Consider the following 24,629-nt stretch of genomic DNA (forward strand, 5'->3'; position numbering starts at 1 on the left):
GACGGGCCGGTGGATGCAGGTGACCTTGCGTAGCATCGCCAGCCCGGCGAGCGCATCCGCCCGTTCAGCAGCCAACCACGGGGGTTCCATGTCCAACATGCCGACCAACAGCCGGCATCAGGCCGGCCTGACCGCCCTCTACCTGGGCATCTTCGCCACGGTCTGGTTCAGCGTGCCGGCGGTGGAGCAGCCGTGGCGCGCCTTGTTGGTGGTCGGCAGCGTGGCGTCCATGATCACCGCCGTGCTGGGCGGTGTGATGTCTGGCCGTCCCCGGGGCGAGGGTGGCGGTGCGCAGGAGCGGGCGACCAACCGGCGGTACCTGCTCATCGTCGTCGCCGAGTTCGCCGCCGCCGGGCTGGGCGCCGTCCTGCTGGCTGCCGCCGACCGGGCCGAGTACATTCCGGTGCTGGTCTGCGCGGTGGTCGGGCTGCACTTCTTCCCGCTCGCTCCGCTGCTGCGAGACCCGCTGCTCAGGCCGCTCGGTGTCGCGCTGTGCGTGGTGGCGGCGGCGGGGCTCGTGGCCGCGTTCGGCTCGGCGGTCGCCGCGGGTCGGGTGGTCGGCATCGGCGCGGGGGTGCTGCTGCTCGGTTACGCCGTGCAGGCGCTGGTCCGCGCCTACCGCCCGGCCTGAACGGCACGCGAGGCAGGCGTGAATGGCGCGCGCACCCGCCCCGGGGGGTTGATCGGCTCCGCTTGCTGGAAGTCGGGCTGTCCGGGCAACGTGGACACCCCGACTTCCGGGAAGCCGTGTCGATCAAGCCGCTGAAACCCGGGCGACACGCCTCCGGGGGCGTCGTAGGGTGACCGGCGGCCTGTCGTACCCCGGAGGTAGACAGGTCGTGGTGGTCGGCACGGTGGGTGGGGGTGGTCGTGGTGAGCGTGGCGACAGCGACGCGCGGGCGGTTCCCGTGGGTGCCGGCGTACGCGGTCTTCGAGCACTATCTGGTGGGTCTACGACGCACCTGGCGGGCCGGGGTGTTCTCGTCGTTCCTGCTGCCGGTGCTGACCGTGCTCGGCTTCGGGTTGGGCGTCGGCGCCTACATCGACCAGGGCGTCGGCGGGGTGCGTTACCTCGACTGGCTGGTGCCCGGGCTGATCGCCTCGACCGCGCTCCAGGTGACCGTCGGTGACTCGACCTGGCCGGTGTTCAGCAACTTCCAGTGGGTCAAGACCTACTTCGCGCAGAGCGCGTCGCCGCTGCGGGTGGGCGACATCGTGGCCGGGCACCTGGCCTTCGTGCTGTTCCGGGTGCTCACCACGATCGTGGCGTTTCTGCTGGTCACCGGGTTGTTCGGGGCGCTGCGGTCGCCGTGGGCGGTGGTCACCCTGCCGGTGGTCGCGTTGCTCGTGCTGGCCGTCGCCGCGCCGACCTTCGCGTACGCCGCGTCGGTGTCCAGCGACAGTTGGCTCGCGATGCTGTTCCGGTTCGCCGTCATCCCCATGACGCTCTTCGCCGGGGTGTTCTTCCCGGTCGAGTCCCTGCCCGACGCGCTGCGGTGGCTGGCGTACGTGACGCCGCTGTGGCACGCCGTCGACCTGTGTCGCGCGGCCACGCTCGGCATCGCCCCACAGTGGTCGGTCGCCGGGCATGTGCTCTACCTGGCCGCCTGGGCCGTCGCCGGTTGGCTGCTGGCGTTGCGCACGTTCCGTCGCAAGCTCGTCGTCTAGGGAGGCCGCCGTGGTCACGCTGATTCTGCCCCGGCTGGTCGACGTCTCCGCCGCGTCCCGGCGGTCGGCGTCGGTGGTCGAGCGCAACCTCTCGGCACTGAAGGCGGTCTACTGGCTGCTGCTGCTGTCCGGCTTCGTGGAGCCGCTGCTCTATCTGCTCTCCATCGGGGTGGGCGTGGGGGCGCTCGTCGGCGATCTGCCGCTGCCCGACGGCCGACTGGTCTCGTACGCGGAGTTCGTGGCCCCGGCGATGCTCGCGTCCTCGGCGATGACCGGGGCGCTCGCGGAGACCACCTTCAACTTCTTCGGCAAGATGAAATACATGAAGCTGTACGACGGGATGATCGCCACCCCGGTACGGCCGTTCGAGATCGCCGTTGGCGAGCTGGGTTGGGCGATGCTGCGGGGCAGCGCCTACTCGGCCGCGTTCCTCGGGGTGATGGTCGCTCTGGATCTGACCAGCGTCGGCCGCGCCTTGGCCGCCCTACCGGCCGCGGTGCTGGTCGGGTTCGCGTTCGGGGCGCTCGGCATGGCGATCTCCACCTTCATGCGCAGCTGGCAGGATTTCGACCTGGTGGGCTCCGCGCAGTTCACGCTGTTCCTGTTCTCCGGCACCTTCGTGCCGGCGCAGGCCTACCCGACTCTGCTGCACTGGCTGGTCGAGGTCACCCCGCTGTACCGGTCGGTGCACCTGATCCGTGGGGTCGCGCTGGGCGGCGGTGGCTGGGTCTGGGTGCTCGACGTGCTCTACCTGCTGGCGATGCTGGCGGTCGGCCTGTTCGTGGCCTCCCGTCGGATGGGCAGGTTGCTCTACAAGTAGGGGTTATCCGCGCGCGTTCACGGGGCATGTCCGGTGGTGACACCACCGACGAAGAGGAGGGGCGATGGCCTCGGACGAGTCTTCCGCCCAGCGGGAGCGGGAGCGTGATCCCGCGAACGCGCCGGTCGGGCCCGACGCGGGGCCGGACAGCCCCACCGATCTGCCCGGCAGCGGTTGGAAGGCGGCGCTGCGCCGGACGGTCCGCGAGTTCCAGGACGACAGCCTGACCGACTGGGCGGCGGCGTTGACCTACTACGGGGTGCTGTCCATCTTCCCCGGCCTGCTGGTGCTGATCTCCCTCCTCGGCCTGCTCGGCAAGAGCGCCACCCAGGGCGTCAAGGACACCGTCAACCAGGCAGTGCCGAACGACAGCATCCAGAAGATCATCGAGGAAGCGATCGACACCGCCCAGCAGAACGGCGGTCTGGCCAGCGTCGCGGCGATCATCGGTCTGTTGGCCGCGTTCTGGTCCGCGTCCGGTTACATCGGCGCGTTCATGCGCGCCTCGAACACCATCTACGACGTGCCGGAGGGCCGGCCGATCTGGAAGACGCTCCCGATCCGGCTCGGCGTGACCGCGGTGGTCGGGGTGTTGCTGCTGGTCAGCGCGGTGATCGTGGTCTTCACCGGTCGTCTCGCCGAATCGGTCGGTGACGTGATCGGGCTGGGCTCGACGGCCGTCGCGGTGTGGGACGTCGCCAAGTGGCCGGTCCTGCTGATCCTGGTCAGCCTGATGTTCGCGATCCTCTACTGGGCCTCGCCGAACGCGCGGCACGGCGGCTTCCGCTGGGTCAGCCCGGGCGGGGTGCTGGCCGTGGTGATCTGGCTGGTGATCTCCGGGCTGTTCGCCTTCTACGTGAGCAACTTCGGCTCGTACAACAAGACGTACGGGGCGCTCGCCGGCGTGATCATCTTCTTGGTCTGGCTCTGGCTGAGCAACATCGCGATCCTGCTGGGTGCCGAGTTCGACGCCGAGTTGGAGCGGGGCCGCGCCATCGAGGCGGGTCACGACGTCGACGACGAGCCGTACGTCGAGCTGCGCGACGACCGCAAGCTTCGCAAGAAGAGGGGATCCGCCGGCCGCAGCTGACCGCCTCGCACGAATCGCCCCGCCACCGCACGTCCGGCTGGCGGGGCGATTTCGTGTCCATCGATGGAACTGCTGGCAAGCGGATGCGGGCGGCCCGTGATCCTTTTCTTGATCGACTAGTAGCTTTTGTTCTTTCGGACAAAAGTTGGTCTCGGAACGGTTGAAGCTCTGGACAGGCGGCGCGGAACGCTCCTACTGTGTCGGACACAACACATCGACATGACGTCGATGTGAACGAGGCTGATGAAGAGGTGGCCCCCGTTGCGGACCGTCGATCCCCTGCACGTACGACTGTTGCGGTTGCTCCGCGACGAGGGGGCCGTGTCCCGGGCCGAGCTGGGCGACCGGCTCCAGATGCCGCGCCCGCGCATGCTGGCCGAGCTGGAACGTCTGGTCGCGCTGGGCTACGTCGCCGAGGCGGGGCTGGCCGCCTCCCGAGGTGGGCGTCGCTCGACCCTGGTGGAGCTCAACCCGAAGCTCCGCTTCGCCGCCGTCGACCTCGGCGCCAGCTCGATAGACATCGAGGTGGTCAACGGCCGCCTCGAACCGGTGGCCCACTACGGCGAGGCCGCCGACATCCGCAACGGCCCGAAGGTGACCCTGCAACGGGTCAACGAGTTGCTGCACAAGGCCCGGGTCGACGGCGCGTACGAGCGGTTGGACGCGGTCGGCATCGGCGTACCCGGCCCGGTCAGCTTCCGCGACGGCGTTCCGGTCTCGCCGCCGATCATGCCGGGCTGGGACCGGTTCCCGGTGCGCGAGCTGCTCAGCCGAGAGCACGGCTGCCCGGCGGTGGTCGACAACGACGTCAACATCATGGCGATCGGTGAGCGGCACGGCGGGGTCGCCCACTCGGTGGACGACTTCCTCTTCGTGAAGATCGGCACCGGCATCGGGTGCGGCATCTACCTCACCGGCGAGGTCTACCGGGGCACCGACGGTTGCGCCGGCGACATCGGCCACATCCAGGTCGACTCGCACGGTCCGATGTGTTCCTGCGGCAACATCGGTTGCCTGGAGGCGCTGTTCAGCGGTGCCGCGCTCGCCAAGGAGGCCACCGCGGCCGCCCGCAGTGGCGTCTCGCCGGCGCTCGCCGAGCGGATGACGCTGCGCGGTGTGGTGACGGCCCTCGACGTCGCCGAGGGCGCCGTCGAGGGAGACGTGGCCTGCATCCAGCTGATCCGTGACGGCGGACGGCGGGTCGGCGGTGTGCTCGCCGGCCTGGTCAGCTTCACCAACCCGTCGATGATCGTGATCGGCGGCGGGTTGGCCCAGCTCGGGCACATCCTGCTCGCCGAGATCCGCAGCGTGGTCTACCGCCGGTCGCTGCCGTTGGCCACCGGCAACCTGCCCGTTGTGCTGTCCGAGCTCGGTGGCCGTGCCGGTGTCACCGGGGCGGCGGTGCTCGCGAGTGACGTCGCCTTCGCGGAGGCGTCATGAGCGCGAGCAGTGAGCCGGGCTCGCGAGCCCCGCAGTCGCGACCAGCGGCCGGTGCCGTGAAGTTGACCGAGATCCTGTCGTGAGCGAGGAGGAGACTGTGGCTCTGCCCGAGGATGACGCCGCCACCGCGTCGGCTGAGGCCGTCGCCGAGGCACCGCTGGTCGAGGCTCCCGCTGACACCGTCGCGGGCGAGGTGGTCCTGCGCCTCACCGATGTGGTCAAGACCTTCCCCGGCGTACGCGCGCTCGATGGTGTGCAGCTGGAGGTGCGTGCCGGCGAGGTGCACTGTCTGCTCGGTCAGAACGGCGCCGGCAAGTCCACCCTGATCAAGGTGCTCTCCGGGGTGCACCAACCGGATTCCGGGCAGGTGGAGTGGCGCGGCGAGCCGGCCACGTTCGCCAACCCGCAGGCCGCGATGAAGGCCGGCATCGCCACCATCTACCAGGAGCTCGACCTCGTCGAGGACCTGTCGGTGGCGGAGAACGCCTTCCTCGGCCACGAATACCGCAGCTTCGGGTTCGTCCGGCGCGGCCGGATGGCCCGGCACACCCGGCAGATCCTCAGTCGGCTCGGCCACGGCGAGATCCCGCCCGGGCGGATGGTCCGGTCGCTGCCGGCGGCGGGCAAGCAGATCGTCAGCATGGCCCGGGCGCTGTCACACGAGGCCCGACTGATCATCATGGACGAGCCGAGCGCCGTGCTGGCCCATGACGAGGTCGGCAATCTGTTCCGGATCATCCGGGAGCTGACCGCGCAGGGCATCGCCGTCATCTACATCTCCCACCGCCTGGAGGAGATCCGCGAGATCGGCGACCGGGTCACCGTACTCAAGGACGGCCGGACCACCGCGGCCAACCTGCCGGCGCGCGACACCCCGACCCGCGACCTGGTCAGCCGGATGACCGGCCGGACCATCGAGTACGTCTTCCCGGACCGGCCGAGCGACGACGCCGCGGGTGCCGACCTGCTCCAGGTGCAGGGGTTGACCCGGCCCGGTGAGTTCGCCGACGTCTCGCTGAACGTGCGTGCCGGGGAGATCGTCGGCATTGCCGGGCTGGTCGGCTCCGGCCGTTCCGAGCTGCTGGAGACCATCTACGGCGCCCGTCTCGCGGAGGCCGGCTCGGTCCGGATGAACGGCAAGGTGCTGCGTCCCGGCGTGGGCGCGGCGGTGCGGGCCGGCATGGGGATGGCCCCGGAAGAACGCAAGAGCCAGGCGCTGCTGCTCGGTGAACCGATCTACCGCAACGTCACGCTGGCCACCTTCGGCCGGTACGCGCGGCTCGGCTTCACCAACGCCGCCAAGGAACGCGCCGAGGCGGACCGGATCGCCGAGACCCTGGAGCTGCGGCCCCGGGACGTCGACCGGCCGGTACGCACGCTGTCCGGCGGCAACCAGCAGAAGGTCGTGGTCGGGCGGTGGTTGCTCGGCGGCACGAAGTTGTTGCTGCTCGACGAGCCCACCCGGGGCGTGGACGTGGGCGCCCGGGCTGAGCTCTACCAGGTCATCCGTGCGTTGGCCGCCCAGGGCGTCGGCGTGCTGCTGGTCTCCAGCGAGGTGCCCGAGGTGCTGGGTCTGTCCGACCGGGTGCTGGTGATGCGGGAAGGGCGGGTCGTCCGCGAGGCCGCGGCCGGCGAACTCGACGAGAACACTGTGCTTGACCTCGTGATGGCGGGGTCCTTGATGGAAGGCGCACCGGCATGAGCGACGCGACTCCCACTCCCACCGCGACACCGGAGCGCCCGCAGCTTCCGGCGCAGTCGCCGCCGGTGGACCCGGCGGAGACGGCGGTGGCCGGCGATAAAGCAGCATCCGCGGGTCGGCTCTCCTGGTGGCGGGGCGACGGCGGCGACGGCGCCAAGCGCAACCTCGGTCTGATCGGTGTGTTGGCCGCACTGATCGTGGTTGGTGCGGTGACCAAGCCGGATCTCTACGGTGACCCGAACTGGGTCTGGAACAACGTCCTGGCCATCCTTCAGCTCGCCTCGGTCGTCGGCGTGGTGACGGTCGGTATGACGTTCGTGATCATCGGCGGTGGCATCGACCTGTCGGTCGGGGCGATCGTCGCGCTGGCCGGCGTCTGGTGCACCACGGTGGCCACCCAGAGCTACGGCGCCGGTGGGATGATCTTCACGGCCCTCGCGGTCGGCATCTGTGTCGGTCTGGTCAACGGGGTGCTCATCTCGTACGGGCGGTTGGTGCCGTTCATCGCGACGCTCGCGATGCTGGTGGCGGCGCGGGGCCTCGCGGCGTCGATCTCCAACAAGCAGACCCAGGTGTCGAGCAGCACCTTCATCAACGACATCGCGGCGCGCAAGGTGATCGGTATTCCGATCCTCGTCTACATCCTCGGCGCGGTGGTGCTGGCCGGGTGGGTCGTGCTCAACCGGACGACCTTCGGCCGGCGGACCATCGCCGTCGGCGGTAACCCGGAGGCGGCACGGCTGGCCGGCATCAACGTCCGCCGCCACACCATGCTGCTCTACGCGCTCTCCGGTCTGTGCTGCGGCATCGCCGCCATCATGCTCACCTCGCAGGCCACCTCGGCGCAGGCGGCGATGGCCAACCTGTACGAGTTGGACGCGATCGCCGCGGCCATCATCGGTGGAACGCTGCTCAGCGGTGGTCGGGGCACGATCGTCGGCTCCCTGCTCGGCGTCATCATCTTCGCCACGATCACCAACCTCTTCGCCATCAACGGCCTCTCCATCGAGGCGCAGAACATGGTCAAGGGCGGCATCATCGTCGCCGCCGTCCTGGTCCAGCAGTTCCAGTTCAAGTCCGTCACTCGGCTCCTCGCGCGGAACAGGGTCACCACCGCTACCTGACGCACCGCACCGTTGTCCCGGGCGACGTCGAGAAATTCGACAGTGGCCGGGCCTCGCACACCCTCACCAACTCAAATCCCGCTCCCAGGAGGTCATTCATGACCCAGCACAGTCGCGACCTGTCGCGCCGCCGGTTGCTCTTCGGTGGAGCCGCAGTAGGCGCCGCCACCCTTCTCACCGCCTGCACCAGCAACGAGACGCCGGCAGCCAGCACCCAGACCAAGGCCGCCGGAGACAGCGCCGGCAACAACGCGCCGGGCAAGAAGGTCGTCATCGGCTTCTCCGCGCCGGCCGCCGACCACGGCTGGATGGGTGCGATCCACGCCAACGCCAAGGCTCAGGCCGCGGCCTACTCGGACGTGGAGTTCAAGGAGGTCGACGGTGGGTCGAACTCCGAGGCCCAGCGCTCCACGCTCGGCACCCTGATCGCCCAGAAGCCGGACATCATCGTCGTGCTGCCGCACGACGGCAAGGAGGTCAACGCCGTTGCCCTCCAGGCGATGCAGGCGGGCATCCCGATCGTGAACCTCGACCGGGCGTTCCCCGACGCGCTGGCCTCGCGGCTGGTCATCAAGGGCGACAACTACGGCATGGGCGTCTCGGCCGGGCACTTCATCGGCAAGCAGCTCAAGGCCAAGGGCATCGCCAACCCGGTGATCGGTGAGATCGCCGGCCTGGAGATCCCGCTGACCGTCGAGCGCAGCGCCGGCTTCGCGGCGGCCCTGGCGACCTACGGGTTCAAGGTGAACAACCGTCGCTCCGCCGAGTTCACCTCGGACAGCGGCCAGCGTGAGGCGGCCCAGCTGCTCCAGGCGCTGCCGAAGATCGACGCGGTCTGGAACCACGACGACGACCAGGGCATCGGTGTGCTGGCCGCCATCAAGCAGGCCAACCGGTCTGAGTTCTTCATGGTCGGCGGCGCCGGCTCGAAGCTCGCGATCGACGCGATCAAGGCCGACAACACCGTGCTCAAGGCAACGGTCACGTACAACCCGTCGATGGCCTCGTCGGCAGTCTCCCTCGCGCGGCTCGTCGCGCAGGGCCGGGGCCTGGGCGACCTGACGGAACTGCAGGTTCCCAAGGAAGTAACCCTGGCCTCCGAGACGATCACCAAGGAGAACGCGAGCAGCTACGACAAGCTCGGGTTCTGACATACCGGGGGGAGACCCACCTTGTCCACGACAGACAAAGAACTGCGGGTCGGCATGGTCGGCTACGCGTTCATGGGCGCCGCGCACTCACAGGCGTGGCGCACGGTGAACCGCGTCTTCGACCTGCCGGCGCGGGCCCGGATGGCGCTGATCTGCGGTCGAGACACAACGAAGGTGGCGGATGCCGCCGACCGGCTCGGCTGGGACGCGTACACCACGGACTGGCGTGACCTGATCAACCGGGACGACATCGACGTGATCGATGTCTGCACACCGGGCGACAGTCACGCCGAGATCGCGCTCGCCGCGTTGGCCGCCGGTAAGCACGTCCTGTGCGAGAAGCCGTTGGCCAACACGGTGGCGGAGGCACGGGCGATGACCGCTGCGGCGGAACTCGCCCGGGCCTCCGGGGTGCGGTCGATGTGCGGGTTCAACTACCGCCGGGTCCCCGCGGTCACGATGATGCGCCAGTTGGTCGCCGACGGACGACTCGGGGTGATTCGACACGTCCGTGCGACGTACCTGCAGGACTGGATCGTGGACCCGCAGTTCCCGCTGGTCTGGCGGTTGCAGAAAGACAGGGCGGGCTCCGGCGCGCTCGGTGACATCGGTGCGCACATCATCGATCTGACCCAGTTCGTCACCGGCCAGAAGATCAGCGGGGTCAGCGCGGTCACCGAGACGTTCGTCAAGGAACGGCCGTTGCCGGCCGAGTCGAGTGGTCTCGCGGCCACTGTGGACGGCCACACCGCGCCGACCGGGCCGGTCACCGTCGACGACGCCGCGGTCTTCGTGGCACGGCTCGACGGCGGCGCCCTGGCCACGTACGAGGCGAGCCGGTTCGCCACCGGTCGCAAGAACGCGTTGCGTGTCGAGATCAACGGCTCGCTGGGCAGCGTGATCTTCGACCTGGAGCGGCTCAACGAGCTGGAGTTCTACGACGCCACCAGGCCGAGCGTAGAGCAGGGTTTCAGCCGCATCCTGGTGACCGAGGGCGAGCACCCGTACATGTCGGCGTGGTGGCCTCCGGGCCACATCATCGGCTACGAGCACTCGTTCACGCACGAGATGCGCGACTTCATCGAGGCGGTCGCCACCGGCGTCGACCCGACTCCGTCCTTCGCCGACGCGTTGCAGGTCCAGCTGGTGCTGGACGCGGTGACCCGCTCGGCGGAACTCGGTTCCTCCTGGACCGAGGTGGAGCCGGCGCTGATCGCGGCGGCCGTCTGACCATCGACCATCCGCGATGGTGGTGATCGCACCACCATCGCCCTACCAGCTTCCCGAAGCCGACCGGCGAGGGACCGACCGCGGATTGCGCCCCGCGGCCGGGACTAGGTCGGCGTCGGAGAGCGTGCGGCCGGGCACTGCGGCCCGGTGGCGCACGAGCAGGACGGTCGTCCGGTGCGACCGGACCGGGATTCCCCGGCCGCACCGGAGGACCGCCACCAATCCGGAGATCCGGAGGACCTGATGGCACCGCCCGCCGCTGCCCCCACCCGTACCGCAACCACCCGCCGACGTCCGGCGGGTCGTGCTGCGGTCGGTGACCTGGTGGGCACGGCGGCCTGAGACGCCCGGTCGGGACGCATCAGCGCCCCGGCCGGTCGGGTGCGGGGGAGACAGGGTCGAGACGCCGACCCGACCCTGTCTACCAAGCCCCGTCTGCCCGCGCCCGGACCGGAAACCGGTCCGGCGTCGTCGCCGCCGACGCCGACGTCGGAACCCGGTGCCAAACCGGTGTGGGACGGGCGGACGGGGCCCCGCAAAACCGGGGCGTATCTTTCCGAAACATATTCTGATATTCCTATATTTAGCGGTATCGCGGTTCCTCGTGAACGGGGAAGGAGCACCATGCGAACAGGTGTCTGGCTGGTAGGAGCGCGCGGTTCCGTCGCGACCACCAGCATCGTCGGGGGGCTCGCGCTGCGGGCTGGCCTGGCCGGGCCCACCGGCTGCGTCACCGAGCTGCCCGAGCTGCGTGGCCCCGCCCTGCCGAGCTTCGCCGACCTCGTCTTCGGCGGGCACGACCTGGCCACCACCCCGCTGTCCAAGCGCGCCGAGGCCCTCGCCGACGCCGGTGTCATCCCCTGGCGGCTGGTCGCCGCGCTCCCCGACGAGCTGAACGCGGTCGAGCAGGAGCTGCGCCCGGCGCCGGTCGGTGCCACCCAGGCCGACCGGGCCGACGCCGTGGTCCGCGACCTCACCAGCTTCCGTGAGCGGCACCACCTGGACCGGGTGGTGGTGGTCAACGTCTCCGCCACCGAACCGGCACCGGAGCCGCACCCCGGGCACGCCGACCCGGCCGCGTTGCGCGCCGCCCTCGCCGGGCCGGACGAGGTGCTGCCGGTCAGCTCCCTCTACGCGTACGCGGCGGTGCTGGCCGGCTGCCCGTACGTCGATTTCACCCCGTCCACCGGGCTGCGGCTGCCGGCGCTGGCCGCGCTGGCCGAGGAGGCCCGACTGCCGTACGCCGGGCATGACGGCAAGACCGGGGAGACCCTCGTCAAGTCGGTGCTCGCGCCGATGTTCGCGATGCGCAACCTGGCCGTGCGCTCCTGGTCCGGGGTCAACCTGCTGGGCGGTGGCGACGGCGCCACCCTCGCCGACCCGGCGGCCAACGCGGCGAAGGTGCAGAGCAAGCAGCGGGTGCTCGGCGAGACGCTGGGCTACGTCCCGCAGGGCGGCACCCGCATCGAGTACGTCGAGGATCTGGGCGACTTCAAGACCGCCTGGGATCTGATCACCTTCGCCGGCTTCCTCGGCACCGGCATGCGGATGGAGTTCACCTGGCACGGCTGCGACTCCGCGCTGGCCGCGCCGCTGGTGCTCGACCTGGCCCGGCTCACCGCCGCCGCGCACGCCGCCGGGCAGGTGGGGCCGCTGGCCGAGCTGGGCTTCTTCTTCAAGGACCCGCTCGGCTCGCCCACCCACTCGCTGGGCGAGCAGTGGGCCCGGCTGAGCGACTTCACCCGGCAGCTGCACGCCGGCGGGGACGGTGTCCATGACAACGTTGGCTGATCTCGCCGAGCTGGTCCGGGCACCGGCCGCGCTCTCGGTGCCCGGTGACGTGATCGCCGGTGCGGCGGCGGCCGGCGCGCTGAGCCCGCGTACGCCCGCCCTGGCCGGCGCGTCGGTGCTGCTCTACTGGGCCGGCATGGCCGCCAACGACTGGGCCGACCGGGGCCTGGACGCGGTGGAACGCCCCGAGCGGCCGATCCCCAGCGGTCGGGTCACCCCGGCCGCCGCGGTGGGCCTCGCGGCGGGTCTCACGGCCGCCGGCGTGGGCCTGGCCGCCGCCGTGGGCGGTCGCCGCGCCGTCGCGCTCGCCGTGCCGCTGGCCGCCACCATCTGGGGGTACGACCTGTTGGCCAAGAACACCGCCGCCGGTCCGGCCGTGATGGCCGCCTGCCGGGGGCTGGATGTGCTGCTCGGCGCGTCCGGTGGGCGGGTGACCCGGGCGTTGCCGGCGGCGGTGACGGTCGCCGCGCACACCTGGACGGTCACCGCACTGTCCCGCCGGGAGGTCACCGGCGCAGACGCCACCCTGCCGATGCGCACCCTCGCGGGCACCGCGTTGGTCGCCGCCAGTGCCGCCGTCGCCGTGCCGGGCGCCCGACGCGCAGCCCTCCGGACGGCGAACCAGGCCGAGGCCACCGACCAGATCGAGACCGTCGACGAGGCCGGTGGGCGCGCGGGTCGCAGCCGGTCGGCCACGATCGCGGCGGTGCTGCCCGCCGTGCTGGCCGGCTGGTACGCCGCCCGCTACGGCGCGGCCCAGGCCGAGGTGGTCCGGGACCCGTCGGCCGGGCGGGTCCGCGCGGCCGTCGGCGCCGGGATCACCGGTCTGCCCGCCCTCCAGGGGGCGCTCACCGCGCGCGGTGGAGCAGGTCTGCTCGGGGTGGCCGTCGCGGCGGCCGCGCCGCTGGGTCGACGGTTGGCCCGGAAGGTCTCCCCGACATGAGCATCCCCGAGCCCCGGCCCGGTGCGCCGGCCGCCGACGCCACGACGCTGCGCCTCGGGTACGGCACCAACGGCTTCGCCAACCATCGGCTCGACGACGCGCTCGCCGTCATCGCCGACCTCGGCTACGACGGGGTGGCGCTCACCCTGGACCACGACCACCTGGACCCGTTCGCGCCCGGCCTCACCCGCCGGGTCGCCGCCGTCGGCAAACGGTTGGAGGCGCTCGGACTGGCCGTGGTGATCGAGACCGGGGCCCGCTACCTGCTCGACCCGTGGCACAAACACGCTCCGACGTTGCTGCACGACGACCCGACCCGGCGGATCGAGTTCCTGCGCCGGGCCGTGCGAATCGGTGCGGACCTGGGCGCGGAGGCGGTCTCGTTCTGGGCCGGTGTCCGACCCGAGGCGGTGTCGCAGCAGTGCGCCTGGGACCGGCTGGTGGCCGGCTGCGCCACAGTGGTCGACGCGGCCGACACCGCCGGCGTCACCCTCGGCTTCGAACCGGAGCCCGGCATGCTGGTGCAGGACATCGCCGACTGGCGTCGGCTGCACGCCGCTCTCGACTACCCGGCCCGCTTCGGCATCACCCTCGACATCGGACACTGCCGGTGCCTGGAGCCCTGGTCGGTGCCGCAGTGCGTCGCCGAGGTGGCCGACCACCTGGTCAACGTGCAGATCGACGACATGCGCCGGGGCGTGCACGAGCACCTGGAGTTCGGCGTCGGCGAGATCGACTTCCCGCCGGTGCTGGCCGCCCTGCGCGACGCCGGCTACCGCGGCCTGGTCGCCGTCGAGCTGCCCCGGGACTCGCACGCCGCGCCCGCCGTGGCCGCCCGGTCGATCGAGTTTCTGCGCGCCGCCGCGGCCACCGATTACCACCCTGCCCGCACCCTTTGCTCTGCACCCACCGAGGCGACACCCACCGAGGCGACACCCACCGAAGAGGCCCCGGTGCATATGTAGGTGCAGAGCAAAGGTGGCGGGCACCGCGTAGCAGCAAGAGGGAGGAGACGGGATGACACCGGATTCACTACGGGCCGCGCTGCGAGGCGTACCCGATCCCGATTGGTTGGACACGGCGCTGCGCCGGGTCACCACCGAGCCCACCGCGATCACCCGGCTCTTCCCCGCCGCAGGTCGGCGTTGCGGTCGGGGCGCGTTGCCCGAAGCGCCCGGCTGGACCGCCGACGACGCGGCCCGGGTGCTGCTGCTCACGGCGCTGCCCGGCGACCACGCGGCGTACGCCGACAGCCTCTACCGGCACGGCGACGCGGCCGAGCGGCGAGCCGTGCTGCGGGCACTGCCGCTGCTGCCGATCGGCGCCGCCGGCGTGCCGCTGCTGCACGACGCGATCCGCACCAACGACACCCGGTTGGTCGCCGCAGCCCTCGGCCCGTACGCCCGGCACCTCGACCCGGCCGCCTGGCGGCAGGCGGTGCTCAAGTGCGTGTTCAGCGGCGTCCCCCTCGCCGCGGTGGCCGACCTGGACACCCGGGCCGACGGGGAACTGGCCGCGATGCTGGCCGCGCTCGCCGCCGAACGGCACGCCGCCGGCCGGGACCTGCCCGCCGACGCCACCGACCTGCTCGACCGGCTCACCGCCGCACTGCCCCGGGAGGCGTGAATGCGCATCTTCGACCCCCACATCCACATGACCTCACGCACCACCGACGACTACGAACGGATGGCCGCAGCCGGAGTGCGCGCGGTGGTGGAGCCCTCGTTCTGGCTGGGTCAGCCGCGCACCAGCGCCGCCTCGTTCACCGACTACTTCGACTCGCTGATCGGGTGGGAGCCGTTCAGGGCCGGTCAGTTCGGGGTGCGGCACTTCGCCACGGTGGCCCTGAACCCCAAGGAGGCCAACGACCCGCGCTGCCGCGCGGTCCTCGACCTGCTGCCCCGCTACCTGGACAAGGACGCGGTGGTGGCGGTCGGCGAGATCGGGTACGACTCGATGACGCCGGAGGAGGACGAGGCGTTCGCCGCACAGCTCGCCCTGGCGGTGGCGTACGACCTGCCGGCGCTGGTGCACACCCCGCACCGGGACAAGGCGCGCGGATGCGAACGGACCCTCGCCGTGGTCGCCGAATCCGGCATCGAGGCGGGTCGCGTGGTGGTCGACCACCTCAACGAGGTGACCGTCAAGCTGGTCCGGGACAGCGGCTGCTGGTTGGGCTTCTCCATCTACCCGGACACCAAGATGACGCCGTCACGGATGGTCGAGCTGCTGCGGGAGTACGGCACGGAGCGGATTCTGGTCAACTCGGCCGCCGACTGGGGGCGCTCTGACCCGTTGCTGACCCGGGCCACCGGCGAGGCGATGCTGCTGGCCGGGTTCAGCGACGACGACGTCGACCAGGTGCTGTGGCGCAACCCGGTGGAGTTCTACGGGCAGTCCGGCCGGCTCGACCTCACCGACCTGGAGGTCACCGCCGTGGACCCGCAGACCGGCAACTCGATCCTGCGTGGCGGCAGCTGATGCGGCTGCGACATGCCGGCGGCGACACCGTCCACCTCGGCTACTGCACCAACGTGCACCCCGCCGAGGACCTCGCCGGCATCCTCGGTCAACTGGACACCTACGCCGTGCCGGTCCGCGAGGCGCTCGGCAGTGACCTGCTCGGGCTCGGCCTGTGGCTGGCTGCCCCGGTCGCCGCCGAGCTGGCCGCCGACCCGACGCTGCGCCGCCGGTTGCGCACCGAACTTGACGCGCGCGGTCTGGAGGTGGTCACCCTCAACGGCTTCCCGTACGCGGCCTTCCAGGCCCCAGTGGTCAAGCAGGACGTGTACCACCCGGACTGGACCACCGAGCAGCGCCTGACGTACACGCTGAATCTGGCCCGGGTGCTCGCGGACCTGCTGCCCGACGACGCCGCTCGGGGCTCGATCTCCACCCTGCCGCTGGCCTGGCGGCAACCGTGGGACACCGACCGGGCGGACGCGGCCCGACTCCGGCTCGACCAGCTGGCCGCCGGCCTGGCCGCCGTGCAGCGCGACACCGGCCGGGAGGTGCGGGTCGCCTTCGAGCCGGAGCCCGGCTGTGTCGTGGAGAGCACCGGCCAGGCCGCCGACCTGCTGTCCGGGATGGACACCGACCGGCTGGGCGTCTGTCTCGACCTGGCCCACCTGGCCTGCGCCTGGGAGGAGCCGGCCGAGGCACTGGAACGACTGCGGGCGGCCGGACTGCCGGTGGTGAAGGTGCAGGTCTCCGCCGCCGTCGAGGCCACCGACCCGGATGGTGGGGCCGAGGCGTTGCGCCGCTGGGTGGAGCCACGCTTCCTGCACCAGACCCGGGGCGCCGGTTGCGCCGGTCTGGCCGACCCGGCCGACCCGGCGTACGCGGCCGACGACCTGGACGAGGCACTGGACAGGGCGCTACCCGGGCCGTGGCGGGTGCACTACCACGTGCCACTGCACGCCCCGCCCGAGGAACCGCTCGGCTCGACCCTGCCGGTTCTTCGCGCGGCCCTGAGAGCGCTCTTCGACGGCCCGACCGCTGGCTGCGACCACCTCGACGTCGAGACGTACACCTGGGGGGTGCTGCCGGCGGCACGACGGCCCGGCACCGACGCGGAGCTGGCCGCGGGCATCGCCGCGGAGCTGGCCTTCGCCCGGGACGAACTGGTCGGCCTCGGCCTGACCACAGAGCGATCCGTGAGCATGGGGGTGACGCGATGAGCCGGCGACTGGTGGTCCTCGACGTGGTGGGGTTGACGCCCCGACTACTGGCGCACATGCCTCGACTGCGAGGGGTCGCCGACGGCGGCTTCCGGGCCGAGCTGGGCACCGTGCTGCCCGCCGTGACCTGCTCGGTGCAGTCCACCTTCCTCACCGGCGAGCCGCCCAGCGGGCACGGGATCGTCGGCAACGGGTGGTATTTCCGGGAGCTGGGCGAGGTGCTGCTGTGGCGGCAGCACAACGCGCTGGTCGGCGGGGAGAAGCTCTGGCAGGCGGCCCGCAAGGCCGAGCCGGGCTACACCGTCGCCAACGTCTGCTGGTGGTACGCCATGGGTGCGGACGTCGACTGGACGGTCACGCCACGCCCCGTCTACTACGCCGACGGGCGCAAGGAGCCGGACTGCTACACCGACCCGCCGGAGCTGCACGACGCGCTCACCGGGCGGCTGGGCACCTTCCCGCTGTTCACCTACTGGGGGCCGACGGCCGGGTTGCCGTCGTCGCGGTGGATCTGCCAGGCGGCCGAGCAGATCCTCGCCGACGTGTCACCCGACCTGACCCTGGTCTACGTCCCGCACCTGGACTACGACCTGCAACGGTTCGGTCCCTCGTCGGCCCAGGCCGCCGCGGCGGCAGCCGAGCTGGACGCGGTGCTCGGGCCACTGCTGGACGCCGCCCGGGCGCGCGACGCCACAGTGGTGGTGCTCTCCGAGTACGGCATCACCGACGTGTCCCGGCCGGTGGACGTCAACCGGCTGCTGCGCGCCGAAGGGCTGCTGCGGGTGCACACCCAGGCCGGCATGGAATACCTCGACCCGTGGACGTCGAAGGCGTTCGCGGTCGCCGACCACCAGATTGCCCACGTCTACGTCAAGGACCCGGCCGACGTGCCGGCGGTGGCGAAGCTCTGCGCCAACCTGCCCGGGGTGGCCGAAGTGCTCGACGCCGAGGGCAAGGCCGCGCACGGTCTGGACCACCCGCGCGCCGGTGAGCTGGTGCTGGTGGCCGAGCCGGACGCCTGGTTCACCTACTACTACTGGCTGGACGACGCCCGGGCGCCGGACTTCGCCCGCCTCGTGGAAATTCATCGGAAGCCGGGTTACGACCCGGCCGAGCTGTTCTTCGACCCGGCCAACCCCGGTGCCGCGAAGGCCCGCGCCGGGGTGGCCCTGGCCCGAAAGAAGCTCGGCATGCGGTACCTGATGAGCGCTGTCGGCCTGGACGCCGGCGCGCAGGCGGTACGGGGCTCGCACGGGCGGCTGCCGGACGACCCGGCGGACGCCCCGGTGCTGCTCTGCTCCGACCCGACGGCCGCCCGGGACCGGATCGCGGCCACCGAGGTCAAGGCGCTGCTGCTGGAGTTGGCCGGGTTGGGCGCCGGCGGTACGGGCGGGCCGGGGGAGGGGGCATGACGGTCACCGTTGCGCCCACCGACGCGAGCGGGTTGCGGGCGCGCTTCGACGCGGAGCTGGCCGGGTTCCTCGAACGGCAGGGCCCGGACTGGCCCGACGGCGCGCCGCGCGGCGTGTTCACCGCCCTGCAACGGTTCGTGCTGGCCGGTGGCAAACGGTTGCGCCCGCTCTTCTGCTACTGGGGCTGGCGCGGGGCGGGCGCGGCCGACGGCACCCCGATCGTGGTGGCGGCCGCTGCCCTGGAGCTGTTCCACGCGTTCGCGCTGATCCACGACGACATCCTGGACGGCAGCGACCGCCGCCGGGGTGAGCCGTCGGTGCACCGGCTCTTCGCCGACCTGCACGCCCGCTCGTCCTGGCGTGGTGACCCCGAGGCGTACGGCCGTAACACGGCGCTGCTCTGCGGGGACCTCTGCGCGGCCTGGTCGGATCAGATGTTCCACGAGTGCGGGCTGAGCACCGAACAGGTGCACCGGGGGTACGGCGTGTTCGCGCTGATGCGTACCGAGGTGATCGCGGGGGAGTACCTGGACCTGGTCTCGGGTGTGGGTGACGGCTCGGTGGCCAGTGCGCTCACCGTGATACGGATGAAGGCTGCCCGGTACACGGTCACCCGGCCGCTCCAGATCGGTGCGGCCCTGGCCGGCGCCGGCCCGGAGTTGATCGCCGCGCTGGGCGAGTTCGGTGACCCGCTGGGCGACGCGTTCCAGCTCCGCGACGACGTGCTGGGTGTCTTCGGGGACCCGGCGGTCACCGGCAAGTCGGTCCTGGACGACCTGCGCGAGGGCAAGCCCACGGTGATGATGGCGCTGGCCCGCAGTGCCGCCGACCGGTCGCAGACCGCCCGGCTGCGGGAGCTGTTCGGCAATCCGGCGTTGGACGCCGACGGCGCGGCGGAGCTGCGCGCGATCATCGAGGCGACCGGTGCCCGAGAACGGATCGAGCAGATGATCCGGGTGCGGACGGAGGCGGCGCTCGTCGCCCTGCGGGCCGCGACGGTGGCCGACGAGGCTCGCTCGGCGCTGGTCGCGCTGGCCGGGCAGGCGATCGACCGCCGGGCCTGACCGGCAACTTTCGATCAGATCGACGAAAGTTGATGCTGAATCGCCGGAAGGTATGGACACATCGACACGTCCAACTTAGTGTCGTGACCAACACGACAATGTTTCGTCGAGGTGAACCGGCGGCGCGGTAACCCATCGACCCCCACCATCACCGCTACGGCATCCGGCGCGACGGCGCGCGCCCGCCTGGCAGTCACTCGTCAGGAAGGGGCAGCACACATGTCCATGAAGGACGCTCCAAGACAACGATCCCGGCGATGGTTCTCCGCCGGATCGGCAGCGCTGCTGGTGGTCGCGGCCGGCACGGTAGCCCTCGGCGCCGGCCCGACCCCCGCGCAGGCGCACACGATCAACGCGACCGACTTCCAGCAGGTCGAGCTCGCCCGTGGCGTGAGCGACATGGGTGAGCCGATGTCGCTGGCGGTGCTGCCGGACCGCTCCGTCCTGCACACCGCCCGCAACGGCACCCTGCGCCGCACCGATGCGAGCGGCACCACCTCCGTGATCGGCACCCTGTCGGTCTACCAGCACGACGAGGAGGGGTTGCAGGGCGTCGGCGTCGACCCGAACTTCGCGAGCAACCGCCAGATCTTCCTGTACTACGCCCCGCCGCTGTCGACGCCGGCCGGCGACGCGCCGGCCACCGGCACCGACTTCTCGGCCTGGAACGGTGTCAACCGGCTCTCCCGGTTCACCCTCAACTCCGACTTCACGATCAACCAGGCGAGCAAGGTCGACGTGCTCGACGTCCCGGCCAGCCGAGGTGTGTGCTGCCACGTCGGCGGGGACATCGACTTCGACGCGGCCGGCAACCTCTTCCTGTCGACCGGTGACGACACCAACCCGTTCGAGTCGGCTGGCTACTCGCCGCTGGACGAGCGGACCAACCGCAACCCGGCGTACGACGCGCAGCGCAGCGCCGGCAACACCAACGACCTGCGGGGCAAGATCCTGCGGATCAAGGTGAACGCCAACGGCACCTACTCCATCCCGTCGGGCAACCTGTTCGCGCCCGGCACGGCCAGGACGCGGCCGGAGATCTACGCGATGGGGTTCCGCAACCCGTTCCGGATCAGCGTGGACAAGGCCACCGGTGTCGTCTACGTCGGTGACTACGGGCCGGACGCCGGCACCACCAGTTCCACCCGCGGGCCGTCCGGCCAGGTGGAGTTCAACCGGGTCGCCGCGCCGGGCAACTACGGCTGGCCGTACTGCACCGGCACCAACACCTCCACCGAGACGTACAACGAGTGGGACTTCGCCGCCAACACCAGCGGCGCGAAGTACAACTGCACCGGCGGGCCGACCAACAACTCGTTCCGTAACACCGGCCTGACCACCCTGCCGCCGGCCCAGCCGGCCTGGATCCGGTACGCCGGCGACGCCGGCACCCCGACCGAGTTCGGCGGCGGCTCCGAGTCGCCGATGGGCGGCCCGGTCTACCGGTACAACGCCTCGTCGACCTCCACCACCAAGTTCCCGCAGTCCTTCGACGGCCAGTTCTTCGCCACCGAGTTCGGCCGTGGCTGGATCAAGCCGATCCACGTCAACTCCGACGGCTCCCGGGGCACCATCGACACCTTCCCCTGGGTCGGCAAGCAGGTGATGGACTCGGCGTTCGGCCCGGACGGCGCGTACTACGTGCTCGACTACGGCACCGGCTACTTCAACGGTGACGCCAACTCGGCGCTCTACCGCTTCGACTACGTCGGTGGCGGCAACCGGGCACCCACAGCCGTGGCCAGCGCCAACCGCACCTCGGGTGCGGCACCGCTCGCGGTGACCTTCTCCTCGGCCGGCTCGTCCGATCCCGAGGGCGGAGCGCTGACGTACTCGTGGGCGTTCGGTGACGGGACCACCTCGACCGCGGCCAACCCGACGAAGACCTACACCGCCAACGGCAGCTACACCGCCACCCTGACGGTCCGGGACCCGCAGGGCGCCACCGGCAGCAGCAGCGTCCGGATCAGCGTTGGCAACACCGCGCCCACGGTGACCATCAACAACCCCGGCAACGGGCAGCTGTTCAGCTTCGGTGACACGGTGCCGTTCAGCATCACGGTCACCGACCCGGAGGACGGCACGATCGACTGCACGAAGGTCAAGATGACCTACGTGCTCGGGCACGACCAGCACGGGCACCAGATCACGTCGCAGACCGGCTGCTCCGGCTCGATCACCATCCCGGTCGACGGTGAGCACGACGACGCGGCGAACATCTTCGCGATCTTCGACGCCGAGTACACCGACGCGGGCGGGCTGACCACGCACACCCAGCACACCCTGCCGCCGCGGCACCGCCAGGCCGAGTTCTACGGCACCTCGTCCGGGATCAACGTGTTCAGCAAGACCACGGCCGAGGGTGGAAAGACCGTCGGCGACATCAACAACGGTGACTGGATCGCGTTCCAGCCGTACCGGCTCGGCAACGTGACCTCGTTCAACGCCCGGGTCTCCTCGGCGGGTGCCGGTGGCACCCTCCAGGTCCGGGCCGGCTCCGCCACCGGCACGGTGCTCGGCTCGGCCACGGTCCCCGTGACCGGCGGCTGGGAAACCTTCGCCACGGTGACCGGGACGATCACCAGCCCGCCGACCGGCACGACCACGCTCTACCTGACCTTCGCCGGGTCGGGCACCGGGGCGCTCTACGACCTGGACGCCTTCACCTTCGTCACCGGTACGCCCCCGACCGGCGGAAGCGGCCCGATCAAGGGTCTCGGCGGCAAGTGTCTGGACGTGCGCAGCGCCGCCACGGCCGACGGCACCCAGATCCAGATCTACACCTGCAACGGCAGCGCCGCGCAGACCTGGGCGGTCACGCCGAACTCCACGATCAGGTCGTTGGGCAAGTGCCTGGACATCTCGGGTGGTGGCACCGCCGACGGCACCAAGATCCAGCTCTGGACCTGCAACGGGACCGCTGCGCAGAACTGGGCGGCCCAGGCCGACGGCACGCTGCGTAACCCGTCGTCCGGCAAGTGCCTCGACGTCTCCGGCAACAACTCCGCCGACAGCACTGCGGTCCACCTGTGGACCTGCGTCAGCGGTGCCGCCAACCAAAAGTGGATCCTGCCCTGAGCTGAGCGGAGGGGCCTCTTGTCAACGCCTAGTGTGGTGCGAGGGGCCCCTCCTAACCGCAATTAGGAGAGCGATATGCGCAGACTCCTGCGACCCGTCCTCGGTGCGGCAATGGCCGCACTCGCCGTCATCGCCTGCACCACCCCGGCCAGCCCCGCCAGCGCCGCCGACGCCCCGTACGACGTGCTGGTGTTCTCCAAGACCGCCGGGTTCCGCCACGACGCCATCCCGGTCGGCATCCAGACCATCCGCGACCTGGGTGGGGCGAACAACTTCACCGTCACCGCCACCGAGGACGCCGCCGCGTTCACCACCAGCAACCTCGCCCAGTACGAGGCCGTGGTCTTCCTCAACACCACCGGCGACGTGCTCAACGCCAGCCAGCAGACCGCCTTCGAGTCGTACATCGCCTCCGGCCGCGGGTACGTGGGTGTGCACGCTGCCGCCGACACCGAATACGACTGGCCGTTCTACGGCAACCTCGTGGGCGCGTGGTTCGCCTCGCACCCGGCGATCCAGCAGGCCAACATGAAGGTGGAGGACCGGGGCCACGCGGCGACCGCGCACCTGCCGCAGACCTGGACCCGCACCGACGAGTGGTACAACTACCGGACCAACGCCCGGTCGACCGCCCACGTGCTGGCCACGCTGGACGAGTCGTCGTACTCCGGCGGCGGCATGGGCTCCGACCACCCGCTGAGCTGGTGCAAGAGCTACAACGGTGGCCGGTCGTTCTACACCGGTGCCGGGCACACCCAGGCGTCGTACGCGGAGTCGGGGTTCCGGGCGCACCTGCTCGGCGGCATCCGGTACGCCTCCGGCCGGAGCAAGGCCGACTGCCGGCCCGAGACCGGCTACACCCCGATCTTCAACGGCTCGACGGCCGGCTGGTCGCAGGCCGGTCCGGGCAACTTCACCAACTCCGACGCCACCCTGACCTCGGTCGGTGGCATGGGGTTGTACTGGTACAACACGAAGCAGTTCACCAACTACTCGCTCAAGCTGGACTGGAAGCTGGCCGGGGACGACAACTCCGGCATCTTCATCGGCTTCCCGCCGTCCAGTGACCCGTGGTCCGCGGTGGACAACGGCTACGAGATCCAGATCGACGCCACCGACGCCGCCGACCGCACGACCGGGTCGGTCTACACCTTCAAGTCGGCTGACACGGCGGCCCGCGACGCGGCACTCAACGCGCCGGGGGAGTGGAACACCTACGAGCTGCTGGTCGAGGGCGAGCGGTTGCAGATCTTCCTCAACGGAGTGAAGATCAACGACTTCACCAACACCAACCCGGTCCGCTCGTTGGCCGGTCACATCGGCATCCAGAACCACGGCACCGGTGACGACGCCTCGTTCCGCAACATCCGGGTCAAGGAGCTGGGCACGACGCCACCGCCCACCGGCACGATCCAGGCCGAGGCGTTCAGCTCGGCCAACGGTGTCTCCGCGTTCACCAAGGCGGGCGCCAACGGTGGGCAGACCGTCGGCTACATCGACCCGGGTGACTGGGCCGCGTACAACGGCGTCAACCTGGCCGGGGTCACCTCGTTCACGGCCCGGGTCGTCTCCGGCGGCGCGGGTGGCGCCATCCAGGTGCGCACCGGTTCGGCCACCGGCCCGGTGCTCGGCACTGTCGCGGTGCCGAACACCGGCAGTTGGACGACCTTCGCCAACGTCTCCACGGCGCTGTCCAACGTCCCGTCCAGCACCCAGAACCTCTACCTCACCTTCACCGGTAACGGCACGGGGCTCTTCGATCTGGACGACTTCACCCTGGTCAAGGGCAGTGGCGGCGGCACCGGGGTCGGCCCGATCAAGGGTCTGGCCGGCAAGTGCCTGGACGTGCGCAGCGGCGGCACCGCCGATGGCACCCAGATCCAGCTCTACACCTGCAACAGCAGCGCGGCACAGACCTGGACCGTGACGCCGAACTCGACGATCAAGGCCCTCGGCAAGTGCCTGGACGTCTCCGGCGGCGGCACCGCCGACGGCACCAAGATCCAGCTCTGGACCTGCAACGGCAGCGGCGCGCAGAACTGGGCGGCGGCGTCCGACGGCACCCTGCGCAACCCGTCGTCGGGCAAGTGCCTGGACGTCTCCGGCAACAACTCGGCGGACAGCACCGTCGTACACCTCTGGACCTGCCTCAACGCGGCCAACCAGAAGTGGACCCTGCCCTGACCGACTGAGCCTGGAGGGGCCGCCGCTCACGGCGTCGGCCCCTTCAGGCACCCGGCCCGAGTGCCGACGAAGCCCGGCCGGCGTGCCCCGGCGGCCGTCGCGACGGCGCTGGTCGGGAAGCGGTGTCCCTCACGAGCGTGATGCCTCTCAGTCATCTTGATGACTCAGAGGCATCACGCTCGCACTGATTCGTCCGCCGCCCCGCGGACGCCCGCGGACCGGCTCACAGCCGACTGCCGTACCTTGACCTGC

The 24,629-nt window shown here is 70.9% G+C and carries 19 protein-coding genes; all 19 read left to right on the forward strand.

Annotation, left to right across the window (positions count from 1 at the left end; all coding sequences use genetic code 11):
• The first annotated feature begins 88 nt into the window (after positions 1 to 88).
• Positions 89 to 631: a hypothetical protein gene (locus KBX34_RS29080; protein ID WP_210928139.1), complete on the forward strand. Its 543-nt coding sequence runs from the start codon at positions 89 to 91 to the stop codon at positions 629 to 631.
• 239 nt (positions 632 to 870) lie between these two features.
• Complete coding sequence (locus tag KBX34_RS29085; RefSeq protein WP_141912912.1) at positions 871 to 1,668, forward strand: ABC transporter permease; 798 nt, start codon at positions 871 to 873, stop codon at positions 1,666 to 1,668.
• A 10-nt stretch (positions 1,669 to 1,678) separates the two neighbouring features.
• The gene (locus KBX34_RS29090) at positions 1,679 to 2,488 is read left to right on the forward strand and encodes an ABC transporter permease (protein ID WP_210928141.1); all 810 of its coding nucleotides are present in this window, start codon (positions 1,679 to 1,681) and stop codon (positions 2,486 to 2,488) included.
• 64 nt (positions 2,489 to 2,552) lie between these two features.
• Complete coding sequence (locus KBX34_RS29095; protein ID WP_210928142.1) at positions 2,553 to 3,578, forward strand: YihY/virulence factor BrkB family protein; 1,026 nt, start codon at positions 2,553 to 2,555, stop codon at positions 3,576 to 3,578.
• Between the two features lie 243 nt (positions 3,579 to 3,821).
• A complete protein-coding gene (locus KBX34_RS29100; RefSeq protein WP_231927121.1) occupies positions 3,822 to 5,018 on the forward strand; it encodes an ROK family protein in 1,197 nt (398 codons plus the stop codon).
• A gap of 193 nt (positions 5,019 to 5,211) precedes the next feature.
• Positions 5,212 to 6,720: a sugar ABC transporter ATP-binding protein gene (locus tag KBX34_RS29105; protein ID WP_210793583.1), complete on the forward strand. Its 1,509-nt coding sequence runs from the start codon at positions 5,212 to 5,214 to the stop codon at positions 6,718 to 6,720.
• Complete coding sequence (locus KBX34_RS29110) at positions 6,717 to 7,844, forward strand: ABC transporter permease (RefSeq protein ID WP_099856484.1); 1,128 nt, start codon at positions 6,717 to 6,719, stop codon at positions 7,842 to 7,844. Before KBX34_RS29105 ends, KBX34_RS29110 begins: the two co-directional genes overlap by 4 nt.
• 98 nt (positions 7,845 to 7,942) lie before the next feature.
• On the forward strand, positions 7,943 to 8,995 hold the full coding sequence (locus KBX34_RS29115; protein ID WP_210928144.1) for a substrate-binding domain-containing protein: 1,053 nt from the start codon (positions 7,943 to 7,945) through the stop codon (positions 8,993 to 8,995).
• A 54-nt stretch (positions 8,996 to 9,049) separates the two neighbouring features.
• A complete protein-coding gene (locus tag KBX34_RS29120; RefSeq protein ID WP_370453101.1) occupies positions 9,050 to 10,225 on the forward strand; it encodes a Gfo/Idh/MocA family protein in 1,176 nt (391 codons plus the stop codon).
• A gap of 624 nt (positions 10,226 to 10,849) precedes the next feature.
• Complete coding sequence (locus tag KBX34_RS29125; RefSeq protein ID WP_141910730.1) at positions 10,850 to 12,016, forward strand: inositol-3-phosphate synthase; 1,167 nt, start codon at positions 10,850 to 10,852, stop codon at positions 12,014 to 12,016.
• Positions 12,000 to 12,959: an SCO3242 family prenyltransferase gene (locus tag KBX34_RS29130; protein ID WP_210928148.1), complete on the forward strand. Its 960-nt coding sequence runs from the start codon at positions 12,000 to 12,002 to the stop codon at positions 12,957 to 12,959. Before KBX34_RS29125 ends, KBX34_RS29130 begins: the two co-directional genes overlap by 17 nt.
• Positions 12,956 to 13,924, forward strand: coding sequence for a sugar phosphate isomerase/epimerase (locus KBX34_RS29135; protein WP_210928150.1), 969 nt, complete (start codon positions 12,956 to 12,958; stop codon positions 13,922 to 13,924). Before KBX34_RS29130 ends, KBX34_RS29135 begins: the two co-directional genes overlap by 4 nt.
• A gap of 52 nt (positions 13,925 to 13,976) precedes the next feature.
• Positions 13,977 to 14,585 (forward strand): EboA domain-containing protein, encoded by a 609-nt coding sequence (locus KBX34_RS29140; RefSeq protein WP_141910727.1) that lies wholly within the window; start codon positions 13,977 to 13,979, stop codon positions 14,583 to 14,585.
• On the forward strand, positions 14,586 to 15,440 hold the full coding sequence (locus KBX34_RS29145; RefSeq protein ID WP_210928156.1) for a TatD family hydrolase: 855 nt from the start codon (positions 14,586 to 14,588) through the stop codon (positions 15,438 to 15,440).
• Complete coding sequence (eboE, locus tag KBX34_RS29150; RefSeq protein ID WP_210928165.1) at positions 15,440 to 16,639, forward strand: metabolite traffic protein EboE; 1,200 nt, start codon at positions 15,440 to 15,442, stop codon at positions 16,637 to 16,639. Before KBX34_RS29145 ends, eboE begins: the two co-directional genes overlap by 1 nt.
• Positions 16,636 to 18,051 carry an alkaline phosphatase family protein gene (locus KBX34_RS29155; RefSeq protein ID WP_099856471.1) on the forward strand — a complete coding sequence of 472 codons (1,416 nt, stop codon included), beginning with the start codon at positions 16,636 to 16,638 and terminating at the stop codon, positions 18,049 to 18,051. The genes eboE and KBX34_RS29155 overlap by 4 nt, the downstream gene beginning before the upstream one ends.
• The gene (locus KBX34_RS29160; RefSeq protein ID WP_088949634.1) at positions 18,048 to 19,115 is read left to right on the forward strand and encodes a polyprenyl synthetase family protein; all 1,068 of its coding nucleotides are present in this window, start codon (positions 18,048 to 18,050) and stop codon (positions 19,113 to 19,115) included. The genes KBX34_RS29155 and KBX34_RS29160 overlap by 4 nt, the downstream gene beginning before the upstream one ends.
• 219 nt (positions 19,116 to 19,334) lie before the next feature.
• Positions 19,335 to 22,193, forward strand: coding sequence for a PQQ-dependent sugar dehydrogenase (locus tag KBX34_RS29165; protein WP_210928167.1), 2,859 nt, complete (start codon positions 19,335 to 19,337; stop codon positions 22,191 to 22,193).
• A gap of 75 nt (positions 22,194 to 22,268) precedes the next feature.
• On the forward strand, positions 22,269 to 24,377 hold the full coding sequence (locus KBX34_RS29170) for a ThuA domain-containing protein (protein WP_210928169.1): 2,109 nt from the start codon (positions 22,269 to 22,271) through the stop codon (positions 24,375 to 24,377).
• The last annotated feature ends 252 nt before the right edge of the window (positions 24,378 to 24,629 follow it).

Origin of the sequence: Micromonospora sp. M61, assembly GCF_018070245.1 — a bacterium.
In the GTDB taxonomy this organism is placed as follows: domain Bacteria; phylum Actinomycetota; class Actinomycetes; order Mycobacteriales; family Micromonosporaceae; genus Micromonospora; species Micromonospora zamorensis.